Annotated in this window: 11 protein-coding genes; 5 read left to right on the top strand and 6 right to left on the bottom strand. The window is 62.1% G+C overall.

Translation table 11 applies throughout. The features are described from left to right. Nucleotides 1-25 precede the first annotated feature (25 nt). A complete protein-coding gene (mqnC, locus tag NZ746_01565; protein ID MCS6816046.1) occupies nucleotides 26-1171 on the top strand; it encodes a dehypoxanthine futalosine cyclase in 1146 nt (381 codons plus the stop codon). Beyond that, complete coding sequence (locus NZ746_01560) at nucleotides 1152-2336, top strand: DegT/DnrJ/EryC1/StrS family aminotransferase (GenBank protein ID MCS6816045.1); 1185 nt, start codon at nucleotides 1152-1154, stop codon at nucleotides 2334-2336. Before mqnC ends, NZ746_01560 begins: the two co-directional genes overlap by 20 nt. Before the next feature lie 19 nt (nucleotides 2337-2355). On the opposite strand, the gene NZ746_01555 is transcribed toward NZ746_01560, so the two are convergent. Beyond that, nucleotides 2356-3348 carry an acetamidase/formamidase family protein gene (locus NZ746_01555; GenBank protein ID MCS6816044.1) on the bottom strand — a complete coding sequence of 331 codons (993 nt, stop codon included), beginning with the start codon at nucleotides 3346-3348 and terminating at the stop codon, nucleotides 2356-2358. Between the two features lie 137 nt (nucleotides 3349-3485). Here NZ746_01555 and NZ746_01550 point away from each other — a divergent pair, with 137 nt between their 5' ends. Continuing rightward, nucleotides 3486-4805 (top strand): NCS2 family permease, encoded by a 1320-nt coding sequence (locus tag NZ746_01550; GenBank protein MCS6816043.1) that lies wholly within the window; start codon nucleotides 3486-3488, stop codon nucleotides 4803-4805. A gap of 1 nt (nucleotide 4806) precedes the next feature. Here NZ746_01550 and hemC read toward each other — a convergent pair whose 3' ends face one another. The 3 genes from hemC to NZ746_01535 are packed head-to-tail and all read right to left on the bottom strand — an operon-like array spanning nucleotide 4807 to nucleotide 7868. Next, complete coding sequence (gene hemC / locus NZ746_01545) at nucleotides 4807-5736, bottom strand: hydroxymethylbilane synthase (protein MCS6816042.1); 930 nt, start codon at nucleotides 5734-5736, stop codon at nucleotides 4807-4809. Between the two features lie 6 nt (nucleotides 5737-5742). After that, nucleotides 5743-7047, bottom strand: coding sequence for a glutamyl-tRNA reductase (hemA, locus tag NZ746_01540; GenBank protein MCS6816041.1), 1305 nt, complete (start codon nucleotides 7045-7047; stop codon nucleotides 5743-5745). Further along, nucleotides 7044-7868 (bottom strand): cytochrome c biogenesis protein, encoded by an 825-nt coding sequence (locus NZ746_01535; protein MCS6816040.1) that lies wholly within the window; start codon nucleotides 7866-7868, stop codon nucleotides 7044-7046. The genes hemA and NZ746_01535 overlap by 4 nt, the downstream gene beginning before the upstream one ends. A gap of 146 nt (nucleotides 7869-8014) precedes the next feature. On the opposite strand from NZ746_01535, the gene NZ746_01530 reads away from it, so the two are divergent. Continuing rightward, the gene (locus tag NZ746_01530) at nucleotides 8015-10468 is read left to right on the top strand and encodes an AAA family ATPase (protein ID MCS6816039.1); all 2454 of its coding nucleotides are present in this window, start codon (nucleotides 8015-8017) and stop codon (nucleotides 10466-10468) included. Between the two features lie 27 nt (nucleotides 10469-10495). After that, entirely contained in the window at nucleotides 10496-11677 is a 1182-nt protein-coding gene (locus NZ746_01525) for an aminotransferase class I/II-fold pyridoxal phosphate-dependent enzyme (protein MCS6816038.1), read from the top strand. 250 nt (nucleotides 11678-11927) lie between these two features. Here NZ746_01525 and NZ746_01520 read toward each other — a convergent pair whose 3' ends face one another. Continuing rightward, a complete protein-coding gene (locus NZ746_01520) occupies nucleotides 11928-12872 on the bottom strand; it encodes a sulfurtransferase (protein ID MCS6816037.1) in 945 nt (314 codons plus the stop codon). 119 nt (nucleotides 12873-12991) lie between these two features. Then, nucleotides 12992-13288: ATP synthase F0 subunit C (locus NZ746_01515; protein MCS6816036.1), on the bottom strand; the 297-nt coding region annotated here is incomplete at its 5' end.

The raw sequence follows: 13288 nt of genomic DNA, 5'->3' as shown, positions 1-13288 counted from the left end.
AGAGGCGTGAAGGTGCCGTAAGGTAATGACTTACTGGGGGAAGATGATGGACGATCTGTGGAAGGCATCGCGAGAGATCCGTCCGATCCTGGAGCGGGCGCTCGCGGGTGAGCGCCTGCATATGGAAGATGCCGTCCGCCTTTTGGAATCGGACGATGTGATCGCGCTCGGCATGGCGGCGGATCTTGTCCGGCAGCGGAAGCATCCGGACGGCGTGGTCACCTACATCATTGACCGCAACGTGAACTACACGAACATCTGCATCCAGTATTGCCACTTCTGCGCGTTCTATCGTCCGCCGGGATCGCCCGAAGGATATGTGCTCCCGCTCGAGGAGCTGTTTCGAAAGATCGAGGAGACGATCGCCTTGGGGGGAACGGGCATTTTGATGCAAGGGGGGCTGAACCCGTATCTGAAGATCGACTACTACGAGAACCTCCTGCGGGCGATTAAGGAGCGGTATCGGATTCACCTGCATTGCTTCTCCCCGACGGAGATCGTGCACATCGCGCGCGTCTCCAAGCTCTCGATCCGCGAGGTCATTCGCCGATTGAAGGCGGCGGGCTTGGGCTCGATCCCGGGCGGCGGAGGGGAGATCCTGGATGACGAGATCCGCCGTCGGATCGGCCGTAAGACGACGACCGAGGAGTGGCTCACCGTCATGCGCATCGCTCATGAGGAAGGCTTGCGGACGACAGCGACGATGGTCATCGGATTCGGGGAATCGCTCTGGCATCGCGCCTTGCATCTGGAGCGCATTCGCGCACTGCAGGACGAGACGGGTGGCTTCACGGCGTTCATCCCGTGGACCTATCAACCGGAGAACACGGAATTGGGCAAGGGAGGATGGATGGAGGCGACGGCCGTGGAGTATTTAAAGCTGCTCGCCGTCTCGCGCCTCTATCTCGACAATGTGGATCATCTGCAGGTCTCCTGGTTGACGCAAGGCCTGAAGGTCGCGCAGGTCGGATTGCGCTTCGGTGCGGACGATTTCGGCAGCACGATCATCGAGGAGAACGTCGTCACGGCCGCCGGCGTACCGCGCATCTCGGTGAGCGAGGCCGAGATTCGTCGCTTGATCACTGATGCCGGATTCCGTCCGCAGCAGCGCGACACGCTCTATCGTCCCGTCGAGCGTGCGGAGGAGCGCCTTGCGGATTCCGCTCGTTGACCTTCGGCGGCAACATCGAACCATCCGAAAGCGCCTCCATTCGGCGATCAAGCGCGTTCTGAAGTCCGGGCAATTCGTCCTGGGGGAAGAGGTCGCGCGTTTCGAGCGGGAGTGGGCCGCCTATTGTGGCGTCCCGCACGCTGTGGGAACGGCTTCGGGCGCTGCGGCCTTACATCTGGCGATGCTCGTCCTCGGCATCGGACCAGGCGATGAGGTCATCACGGTCCCCTTCACCTTCATCGCGACCGCTTCTGAGATCACGCGCACGGGCGCACGCCCGGTCTTCGTGGACATTGATCCGCGCTCCTATACGCTCGATGTCGCCAAACTCATAGAGAAGCTCGAACGCGAATACTACTTCGACGAGCGGATCGGGCACTTGGTGAATCGAGCGACGCTACGGCGGTTGAAGGCGATCGTGCCGGTCCATCTCTATGGTCAAATGGCCGACATGCGACCGATCTTGGAATTGGCGCGGCGCTACAACTTTCGCGTGGTCGAAGATGCTGCGCAAGCGCATGGGGCAGAATATCGCGGCGAGGCGGATTCGTCCTCGGTCAAGGCCGGGAGCTTGGGCGACATCGGCTGCTTCAGTTTTTATCCGAGCAAGAACCTTGGCGCCTGCGGGGAGGCGGGCGCCCTCGTGACGCGAAATGGCGAGTGGGCGCAACGGCTTCGTCGCCTCGTCAACAACGGGCGCGGCGACGGACATTGGCATCTCGAAGAGGGATTCAACTATCGGCTGGACGCTTTACAAGCGGCTATCCTTCACGCGAAGCTTCGGTATCTCGATCGGTGGAACGAACGACGGCGGGAATTGGCGGCCCTCTATCGGCAGAAGCTCTCGGACGTGGAGGAGATCGCGCTTCCCGAAGAGATGCCGTATGCTCGGCACGTCTATCACCTGTTCGTCATTCGCGTCCCCGATCGAGATCGCGTTCGACAGGCGCTGAACGAGCAAGGGATCGGAGCGGCCGTGCACTATCCCGTGCCGCTGCATTTGCAGCCGGCCTATCGCCATCTCGGGTATGAGCCGGGCGATTTTCCCGTCGCCGAAATGTGTGCGCGGACGGTCCTCTCGCTCCCCTTGTATCCCGAGCTGCGGGAGAAAGACATCGCGCGTGTGGTGCGGGCGCTTCGCCAAGCGCTTCGCGCGCGACGATGAGCGCCTCGTCGCGGCGCGATCACCGCGGGAGGTATTTCTTCGGGAATTTCGCGACGACCGTGTAGTGGGGATCCACGACGTTGGCCACGCGCAAGACGACCACTTGCGAGACGACTTGCAAGGCCTCCCACTTCTCGAACCCATACTCCGCGATGAGCCATCGGATCAACTCCACGCACGCGATGCGCACGGCATCCACGAGCGGCCGCACGCTCCCAGCCACCATGATGTATTCCTCATCCTCCAGGCGCGGCCAGGCGATCGTCTTCCCCTTGATGAGGTCGAATTGAAACGTGACCTCCATCGTCGTCTCCAGGCCGGAGCCGCAGATCTCTCCATCGCCCTGCAGTGCATGCCCGTCGCCGAAGTAAAAGAGCGCGCCTTCGTGAAAGACCGGCAAATAGACGGTCGTCCCCTCGCGCACCTCGGGCGCATCCATATTGCCGCCGAAGTTCCCCGGCCACAGTCCGTCGAACGACTCTTCACCCGCAGGCGCGACGGCCACGCGTCCGAGCATCGGCGAGAGCTTCACTTCGATTCGTTTCATTCGACTCCCCGGCAACTCCAATGTCGCCGTCATCCGCTCGCGGTCCAATCGCCACACGAATCGTCGGGCGGGGATCGGATCGGTCAGCATCGGCGTCCACCGATCGGCGGCCAGCAGACCGAAGGTCGGATTGTGCGTCGAGATGGCGATGTCGCGATTGGGTCTGAGGCGCAGAATCTTCACGACGAGCGTATCGCCCGGCGCCGCGCCCTCGATGTAGAACGGGCCGACTTCGCCCGGCCATTTCCCGTCAGGACGCTCGTACCATTCCCCCCACAGCGTCTCCGTCTCGACGATGTCGCCCGGACGAATGCGCAAAACCGGCTCGCGTCGCGCGAAGGTCGGATAGCCGACCGTGGGTTTAAACCGATGGACCTCGGCTCGCGCCTCGTGAGCAAAGATCCATAGGCTTCCGAAAAGTACCACCAGTTGAATTGCGCTCTTCGAGCGTCCTCGCATCGGCATCTCTCCCCTCCCTCATTGAAAATCGCGTGAGACGCCGTGTACTATACTGGCTCCGTCGAGAAATCGCGAGAGCGATTCAGGAGAGGAGAACAGTGAGGCCGAAAGTGCGGTTGCTCGCCGGCGGGCGGCTCACGCTTCTGGACCGATGGTTTCATCTGAGTGAGCGAGGGACGACGATCCGAACGGAAGTGCTCGCTGGGGTGACGACTTTCCTGACGATGGCCTACATCATCTTCGTGCAACCGGCGGTCTTGAGCGCCGCGGGGATGGATTTCGGCGCCGTGCTCGTGGCGACGTGTTTGGCGAGCGCTGCGGCGACGATCCTGATGGCTTTGGGGGCCAACTATCCAATCGCCGTGGCTCCGGCTATGGGCCACAATTTCTTTTTCGTCTACACAGTCGTCTTGGGGATGCGTGTGCCGTGGGCGATCGCCTTGGGCGCCGTCGCGTGGGCCGGAATCGTCTTCATCCTCACGGCGGGGATCGGACTGCGCGAACGGCTCATCACGGCCATTCCGGCATCGCTCAAGCATGCCATCGCTGCCGGTATTGGCTTGCTCATCGCCACGATCGGCTTGCAGTGGGCGGGGTTAATCGTGGCCTCGCCGAGCACCTTGGTGACATTGGGAGAGGTGAAATCGCCCCCTGTTCTCCTCTCCCTCTTCGGGCTCGCGGTGATAGCGATCCTCTTCGCGCGCGGCATTCGCGGGGCGGTGCTATGGGGGATTCTGATGACCACAGCCGCGGGGCTCGCCTTCGGGCTCGTCCAGTATCAAGGGCTCATCAGTCGTCCACCTTCACTCGCGCCCACATTGTTTCGCTTGGATATGCTCGGCGCGCTGCAGCCCCAGATGCTGGAGGTGATCTTCGTCTTCTTCTTCCTGGCGCTCTTCGATTCGGTGGGGACGCTCGTTGGGGTTGCAGGGCAAGCGGGGTTGTTGCGCAATGGCGTGTTGCCGCGCGCGCGAGAGGCGCTCCTGGCCGATGCTATTGGCACTGTCGGCGGCGCGGTGCTCGGGACTTCGACGGTCACCGCATACATTGAGAGCGCGACGGGCGTGGCCGCGGGCGGGCGGACGGGATTGGCGAATCTCGTGACGGCCGCGCTCTTTCTGCTCTCGCTCTTCTTTTATCCCCTGGTGCGCATGATCGGTGGGGGGTATCACACCCCTCACGGGACGACGCTCTATCCGGTCATCGCGCCTGCACTCATCCTCGTCGGCACACTCATGATGAAGGAGGCGGCGCGCATTCCGTGGGAGGAGATGACGGAGGCCATCCCAGCATTCCTGACCATGATCGCAATGCCGCTCTCGTTGAGCGTCACCGATGGGATCGCTTTTGGCTTCATCTCCTACGCGCTCGTGAAGCTAGCGGCCGGGCGGGGGCGTGAGGTCCATTGGTTCCTCTACCTCTTCGCTGTTCTCTTCCTGCTGCGCTACGCCCTCGGGCACTGATTCACGAATGCAGGAGTGCGAGAGCGCCTGCCGCGATGAGACGTTCGGCGAGCTGATGCCCGAGAGCGACAGCTTCCCCAAGAGGACCGACGACCTGGTCTTTCAACAGGCGCGCGCCATCGGGACTCGCGATCATCCCCCGCAGGATCAACCGCGAAGGATCGTCCGGGAGGGGCTCAGCATGAGCGGCGATCGGGACATGACATCCTCCGCCGAGCCGCTGCAGGAACGCGCGCTCGGCCGTCGTCGCCGCACGCGTCGGCGGATGATCGAGTGGCCTGAGCAGCGCGTTCATCCCTTCATCCTCGACGCGCGTCTCGACGACGATCGCGCCTTGCCCGATGGCCGGGATCATCACTTCGGTGGGAATACGCTCAGCAATACGCTCTTCTAGACCGAGGCGCACAAGCCCAGCCACGGCCAGGACGATCGCTTCATATTGCCCCGCGTCGAGCTTTCGCAAGCGGGTGTCCACGTTCCCTCGCAGCGGACGGATGTCGAGATCGGGACGCAGCGCGCGCAGTTGCGCCAGACGGCGCAAGCTGCTCGTGCCGACGATCGCGCCTTCGCGAAGCGCGCGCACGGTCCCTTCTCTCGTCCGCGTGACAAGTGCATCGCGCGGATCCTCGCGTTCGAGGATGGCCGCCAGGTGAAGCCCTTCGGGAATCTCCGCCGGCATGTCTTTCAAGCTGTGGACAGCGAGATCAATCTCCCCCGCGAGCAACGCTTCTTCCAGCTCCTTGATGAAGAGCCCCTTGCCGCCGAAGGCCGTGAGGGGACGATCCGTGATGCGATCGCCGCTTGTGCGAATGATCCTCAGCGAGAACGCGAGGTGCGGATAGTGGGCGACGAGTCGCGCGCGCACGATCTCCGCCTGGCGAAGGGCCAACGCGCTCCCGCGCGATCCGATGATGAAAGACGAACGCGTCATCGGGGATCACTCCGAAGAGGATGAGGACCGGCGCTCCTGCGCGTCCACGATATCCTCCCATAGCTTGAGGAAGCTCAGCTCTTCTGGGCGCAATGCACCCTCGCGAGCCGCTTGATGTAGGCGCGAGATCGCCGGATGCGCGAATTTGTTGATGATGCCGTCGAGCAGATGACGCAGGGCCCGCTCTTGCTCTGGGGTGAGCCGACCGAGATACGGCCGATGACGCTCCAACTCGCCATAAGCGATCTCTTCCAAGCGACGGCGAAAAGCCGCGATCAACGGACCGACTTCCAAGCGGCGGAGCGACGTCAGGAATTCTTCCACGGCTTGATCCACGATGACCTCGGCCCGCGCCGCTTCGTATCGGCGATGTTCGAGATGCGCGTGCACGATCTGCTCCAGATCGTCAATGTCGTAGAGGAAGACGTTCTCCAGATGCCCGACGCCGGGCTCGATCATGCGCGGGACGGAGATGTCAATGAGGAAGAGCGGGCGATTGCGCCGCACGGGCATGGCGGCGGCCACCTGCTCGCGCCGAAGCACGTATTCGGTCCCCCCGACTGAGCAGATGACGATGTCCGCCCGCGCCAGATGGATCGGAAGCACATCGAGCGAGAGCGCTTCCGCTCCGAATTGAGCCGCGAGCTGCTCGGCGCGCTCTCGTGTGCGATTACTGATGAGCAGATGTTGAACCCCGGCCGCGAGAAGATGTCGCACCGTCAACTCGGCCATCTTGCCTGCTCCAATGAGCAGGACCGTTCGCCCGTTGAGATCCTCGAAGATCTTCCGCGCCAATTCGACGGCGACGGAGCTGACCGAGACGGGTTCGGTCCCGATGGCCGTCTCCGTGCGCACCCGTTTGGCTACGGAGAAGGCGCGCGGCAGCAGCAGGTTCAACGTCTTCCCCACCGTGCCCGCCGCGACGGCCTGGGCATACGCTTCCTTCACTTGTCCGAAGATCTGCGGCTCTCCGAGGACCATGGAATCCAAACTCGCCGTGACGCGGAAGACATGCCGCACGGCGTCGCGATCCACGTATCGGTAGAGCGCGGCTTCGTATGCGTCTGGCGGGATGCGATGCCGCTCCCGGAGGAAGGCGCGAATGCGCTCGACGGCCGCGCGTTCAGTGAGCGGCGTCACAGCGAGCACTTCGACGCGATTGCATGTGGAGAGAATCAAGCCCTCGGTGATCGTCTGGCCGTCCACCAATTGCCGCAGGGCCTGGGGAAGCTCCTCTTCGGTGAACGCCAAGCGCTCGCGCACCTCGACGGGCGCCGTGCGGTGGTTCAAGCCCACGAGGACGATCGTCATAGGATGTGTCCGAAAAGGCGCGCGCTCACGAACGTCGCGGCCGTCGCCAGGAATCCCACAATCAGTAACATCGCCGCGCGACGTCCGCGCCAGCCCGCGGCCAAACGATAGTGCACGACGACGAGATAGAAGAGCCAGGTGACGAACCCAAGCACGATGATCGGATCGCCGCGCCAGAAGACCGGGTCGCTCCGATGGAGCAGGATGATCCCCATTCCGATCCCGAGTGTGAGCATGAGGAAGCCGAAGAGAAGCGAGCGGTGGCCGAGCGTCTCGCACGCGGAGAGGGAGGGGAAGTAGCGATAGATGATGCCGAATCGCTTGCGCTTCAGCTCGCGCTCCTGCAACAGGTACATCAATGCGGCGAGGAAAGCTAAGAGGAATCCAGCATACGCGAGCATCATGAAGCCGATGTGCAGCGGCAACGCGGGCATGCGCAGGAGATCCGCCAGTTCTTCCGGCAGGAGCTTAGAACCCGTAGAGACCAGCGCCACCAGCGTGAAGAGCGCGACGATCGGCAGCACGAGGAGCCCCAGGACATCAGCCCGAGGATGCGTGCGTCGCAGGATGAGGTAATAGACGGCGATCGCCCATGCCAAGAGCGCGAAGACCTCTTGCGTGCTGATGATCGGCAGATGTCCGAACTGCAACGCTGCGCGCACGAGCCAAACGGTGTGCGCCCCCAATCCGGCTCCCGTGGAAACAAGGACGGGCCATCTCCGAAGACGCGCTTCGTCCCACCGAAAGCTCACCACCAGTTGGAGAAACGCGAGGACGTACGCGATCAGCGCGCCTGAAAGTAGTAGGTCCGTGCGATCCATACCGCGAGGGAAAATTGTAGACGCGGCGGGAAACATCGGTCAATCGTACCCCCGCCGCCTTCCTTTTGGACTTCGCCACGTCGCCGATCTCGTGTAAGCTTATTCACTCATTTGGCGAGCATCTGGAGATGAGGAGGGATACGCATATGGCTTGGCGACGTCTTTCGGCCGATGAGGTGTATCGCGCGTGCGATCCGAACGCCTTCGATTTCGAGACGACCGAACGCCTGCCTCCGCCCGAGGGCTTCATCGGGCAGAAGCGCGCTGTCTCGGCCATTCGCTTCGGCCTGCGGATGCGCAGTCACGGCTACAACCTCTTCCTCGCGGGGCCGCCGGGGACGGGGAAGACGAGCTTGATTCGCGCGATGTTGGAGGACATCGCTCGAGATCGGCCCGTACCTGGAGATATTTGCCTGGTGCAAAATTTTCGGGACCCGGATCGGCCGCGCGCCCTCTATTTGCCGGCTGGAATGGGCCGGCAGTTGAAGCGCGATATGGAGGGACTCGTCGAACGACTCAAGCGGGAGATCCCGAAGGCGCTCGAAAGCAAGGAGTATCAGGAGCAGCAGGCTGGGATCATGCGCGAATATCAGCGCCAGAGCGCGGCCCTCTTTGAGGAGTTGGAGCGGCGGGCCAGTCGTGAGGGGATTCAACTGCGGGTCACGCCCGCGGGCATCATGACCGTCCTCATCCATAACGGGAAGCCCCTCACGCAAGAGGAATATGAGGCGCTCGACGAAGCGACGAAAGAACAAGTGCGCCAGAAGATGGAACAATTCAACGAGCAGATCGCTGAACTGCTCGATCGCGTTCGCGCCATGGAGCGCGAGGCGCGAGAGAAGACGGAGGAGTTGGAGCGGTGGACCTTGCTGTTCGTCGTGAAGCGCCTCATTGATGGCTTGCGGCTGAAATATGCCAACTATCCAGAGATCCTCGACTATCTGGAGCAGGTGCAGGAGAACATCTTGCAAGAGCGCGAGAAGTTTCGCCCACGGCCGGCGGTCGAAGCCCCCGGACTCCGACTCGATGAGCGGGCGAGCTTCGTCGAATATCAGGTGAACGTGCTCGTGGACAATTCCGCCACGCAAGGCGCGCCTATCGTCTTCGAGCCGAATCCCACGTACACGAACATATTCGGCACGATCGAGCGCGAGGTGCGATTGGGTGCGCTCGTGACGGATTTCACTAAGGTCAAGGCGGGATCGCTGCTGCGCGCCAACGGGGGATTCCTCGTCGTCGAAGCGCTCGACGTCTTGCGCTATCCCTTCGTATGGGATGCGCTCAAGCGCGCTTTGGAGACGGGAGAAGTGCGCATCGAAGACGTGGCCACGCATTATGGGCTTGTGAGCGCCACGGGCTTGCGGCCGGAGCCGATCAAGGTGGACGTGAAGGTCGCCCTCGTCGGCAGCCCGCTGCTGCATTATCTGCTCTACATCTACGATGAGGACTTTCGCAAGCTCTTCAAGGTGAAGGCCGACTTCGACACGCAGATGGAGCGCACGCCGGAGAACCTCGCCCAATACGCCTATTTCCTCAAATCCTGCTGCGATCGAGAACAACTGCGCCATCTGGACCGCAGCGCGGTGGCGGCGATCATCGAACATAGTTCGCGACTGGCGGAGGATCAGACGAAACTCTCGACGCGATTCGGGGAGATCTTGGACATCGTGCGCGAGGCCAACTATTGGGCGGAACAGGAGGAAAGTCCCTATATCAACCGCACCCACATCGAGCGCGCGATCGAGGAGAAGATCTTCCGCTCCAATCGCATCGAGGAGCGAATCCTGGAGATGATCGCGCGCGGGGATATTCTCGTGGACGTGCAAGGGGCCGTCGTGGGGCAGATCAATGGGCTCGCTGTCATTCACCTGGGAGATTACGCGTTCGGGAAACCCTCGCGGATCACATGCCAAACATTCATGGGGCGCGAAGGCGTCATCAACATCGAACGGCGAGCGCGCTTGAGCGGTAGCATCCACGACAAGGGAGTCTTCATCCTGAGCGGATACCTAGGCGCGCGCTACGCGCAGGATAAGCCCCTCAGCTTGGCCGCGAGTCTGGGCTTTGAGCAGTCTTACGAGCTTGTGGAAGGCGACAGCGCCTCGGCGGCCGAGTTGCTCGCGTTGCTCTCGAGCCTCTCGGGCGTCCCCCTCAAGCAGAATCTCGCCATCACGGGCTCTATCAACCAGAGGGGACAAATTCAGCCCATCGGAGGCGTGAACGAAAAGATCGAGGGCTTCTTCTACGTCTGCAAGGCGAAGGGATTGACCGGCGACCAAGGCGTCGTCATCCCGCATCAGAACGTGAAGAATCTCATGCTCCGCAAGGAGGTCGTCGAGGCCGTGCGCGAAGGGATCTTCCACATCTACGCCGTCGAAACGGTGGACGAGGCCTTGGAGCTTTTCACCGGCTTGCCCGCCGGAGAGCGCGGCGAGGACGGACAATTCCCCGAAGGGACGGTGAATTACCTGGTGGATAAGCGTCTGCGCGAGCTGGCCCGCGAAGCGAAGGAAGCCGAGGAGGAGGAAGAGGGGGAGAAAGAGGGCGAAGGAGGAACCGCTGCTCCTCGCGCGCGGGTTCGATGCCGGGCCGAGGCCTGAGATCTCCCGAGGAAGGAGAGCACGTTGATGGAGCGAATCGAGAAGAAGAAGACGTCGCGGAAGACAGCGCGGTTCACCGAATCGGTGATCCGCGAAATGACGCGCTTGGCCATGGCCTACGATGCCATCAATCTCGCGCAAGGGTTCCCGGATTTCCCGGCGCCGGAGGAAATCAAGCGGGCGGCCATCGAAGCGATCCGCGCCGACATCAATCAATATGCCATCACCTGGGGCGCTCGCACCTTTCGCGAAGCCATCGCCGAAAAGGTGCGGTGGTATCTCGGCCTCGAAGTGGATCCCGAGCGAGAGATCACCGTCACGTGCGGCTCCACCGAAGCGATGATCGCCAGCTTGCTAGCCATCCTCGATCCGGGCGACGAGGTCATTATCTTCGAGCCGTTCTACGAGAACTATGGCCCTGACGCCATCCTGGCCGAAGCGCGACCGCGATACGTTCCGCTCCATCCACCCGATTGGCGCTTCGATCCGGATGAACTGCGCGCGGCCTTCACCTCACGGACGAAAGCGATCATCATCAATACGCCCAACAATCCCACGGGCAAGGTCTTCACGCGCGAAGAGCTGGAGCTGATCGCTGCGCTCTGTCACGAGTGGGACGTCATCGCCGTCACTGATGAGATCTATGAGCACATCCTCTACGATGGCGCCGAGCATATTGCCATCGCGATGCTCCCTGGGATGCGAGAGCGGACGATCACGATCAACGGGCTCTCGAAGACCTATAGTGTGACCGGATGGCGCGTCGGATACGCTATTGCGCCGCCGGAGATCACCTCGGCGATTCGCAAGGTGCATGACTTCCTCACTGTGGGCGCCCCTGCGCCCTTGCAAGAGGCTGGAGCCGTCGCACTTCGTCTCCCTCGTTCGTATTACGAGCGACTCGCTGCCGAATACGCGGCGCGACGCGATCAGTTGCTGCGCACGCTCGAAGCCGCTGGCTTCGGCGTCTACAAACCGCGCGGGGCCTACTACGTCATGACCGACATCAGTCGCTTCGGCTTCGAGGACGACGTGGCGTTCGCCCACTACCTGGTTCGAGAGATCGGCGTCGCCGTCGTCCCTGGCAGCAGCTTTTACGAAAATCCGGAGAAGGGCCGACAGCAAGTCCGCTTCTGCTTCTGCAAGACCGAAGCGACCTTGGACGCGGCCGCGGAACGCCTCCTCCGCCTGCGCGAGCGATGGGTATGAGGTGATCCGCAAATTCAGCAATTGCCGTTGGGACTTGAGCGGTCGGCCTCGGGGATGACCGCGCGAAGGGGATAATCGGTCCGCCCGGCATCCCTATCGAGGTCTCCTTCGCGAGCGTCCAGTACCCGTGCGCTCTCGCCTTGCGGGATCAATGTGCTTCTGCATCCCTGCGCGAAGCAAGAGGGATCGAGATCGCAAGGCCACAGAATGGATGACGATCAACGCCGGAGCAACGCTTCCGGCCATCCTTTCAACGGGAATCGGGTGATTTCGGTCGTTCGACGGGAAGTTCTGGTCGCGTGCTCCAATCTTGCCATGATCCGTAGTAGCTGCGACTCTTCGTATATCCGAGCAAACGCAAGACGAAGAGCGTGTGCGCGGCGCGTCCTCCCCCTTGGCAGTACGTGATGATCTCCTTGTCCTTGGTGACGCCGAGCGATTCATACAGGCGGCGCAATTCAGCTGCCGATTTGAAGACCGGCACCTCGCCTTCGGTCAGATTCAGGCGCCACTCCACATTGAGGGCTCCCGGGATATGGCCCCCTCGGGCTCCCGAGGCGCGCTCGCCTCGATATTCTTCCGGGGATCGAGCATCAATGATGACGACGGCATCAGCGCGCAGCTTGCTCACGAGCTCTGGTGCCGTGCACATCGTGGAAGATTTCGTTCGAACGTGAAACTCGACCTTCTCGAAGCGTGGGACATCGCGGCTCACCGGACGCCCTTCTTTCACCCACTTCCGCCAGCCGCCGTTCAAGAGGCTGACGTTCGTGTGTCCGTAATAATCGAGCAGAAACCAGAGTCGAGCCGCCGCTTGTCCCCCGATCTCATCGTATGCGATGACACGCGTGCGATGGCTGATGCCAAGTTCGCTCATCAGCGCCGCGAATCGCTCCGGCGAAGGCACGTACAAGAGCCGATCCTCAGTATCCCGAAGAGCGCTCTGATCGAGGTGGACAGCATTGGGGATGTGCCCCTCGGCGTAGGCTTCCGCCGAACGCAGATCCACGATGCGAATATCGGGGTCGTTCAGATGCTGGGCGAGCCATTCGGTCTCGACCAACATCTCCGGATGCGCATAGCCTTCGTCGAGGGCGAAAGCGGAGGTGCGAATCGTCGCCAGCAGAAGAAGAACACCGAGGCCGAGTGAGAGCGCTCTCCGTCCATCCGAGAAGCGTATCTTCCGCCGTTTCATCGGGCCTTTCCCCAAATGAAAACATCGCGCATCATCGAGCGGCGAGCGTCGCGACGAGCTCGCCGCTCAAATGAGGCCCTCCATGTGATCCGAAAGACCACATGGAGGGCACAGTTGCTTCACACCACCTTCAGGAAGATGACGGCGAGCGTGAAGAGCACGAGCGTCTCGATGAAGACGACGCCGATGAGCATGAGCGTTTGGAGACGCCCGCCAGCTCCCGGGTTACGCGCCACGCCTTCGCAGGCCGCGCTGATGGCGCGTGAGTCCGCATAGGCGGCAGCCGCCGCGGCAAGCGCCATGCCGAAGGCAGCCGAGATGTACTTGAACGTCGTGTCCGTCACTCCCGTCCCACCTTGCTGCGCCCATGCTGGAGCGGTGAAGAACAGCAGCGAACCCATCCCCATGAGCGCTCT

The organism is Blastocatellia bacterium, from assembly GCA_025055075.1.
In the GTDB taxonomy this organism is placed as follows: Bacteria; Acidobacteriota; Blastocatellia; order HR10; family HR10; genus HR10.
This window is presented reverse-complemented; position numbering and strand designations above follow the sequence as displayed.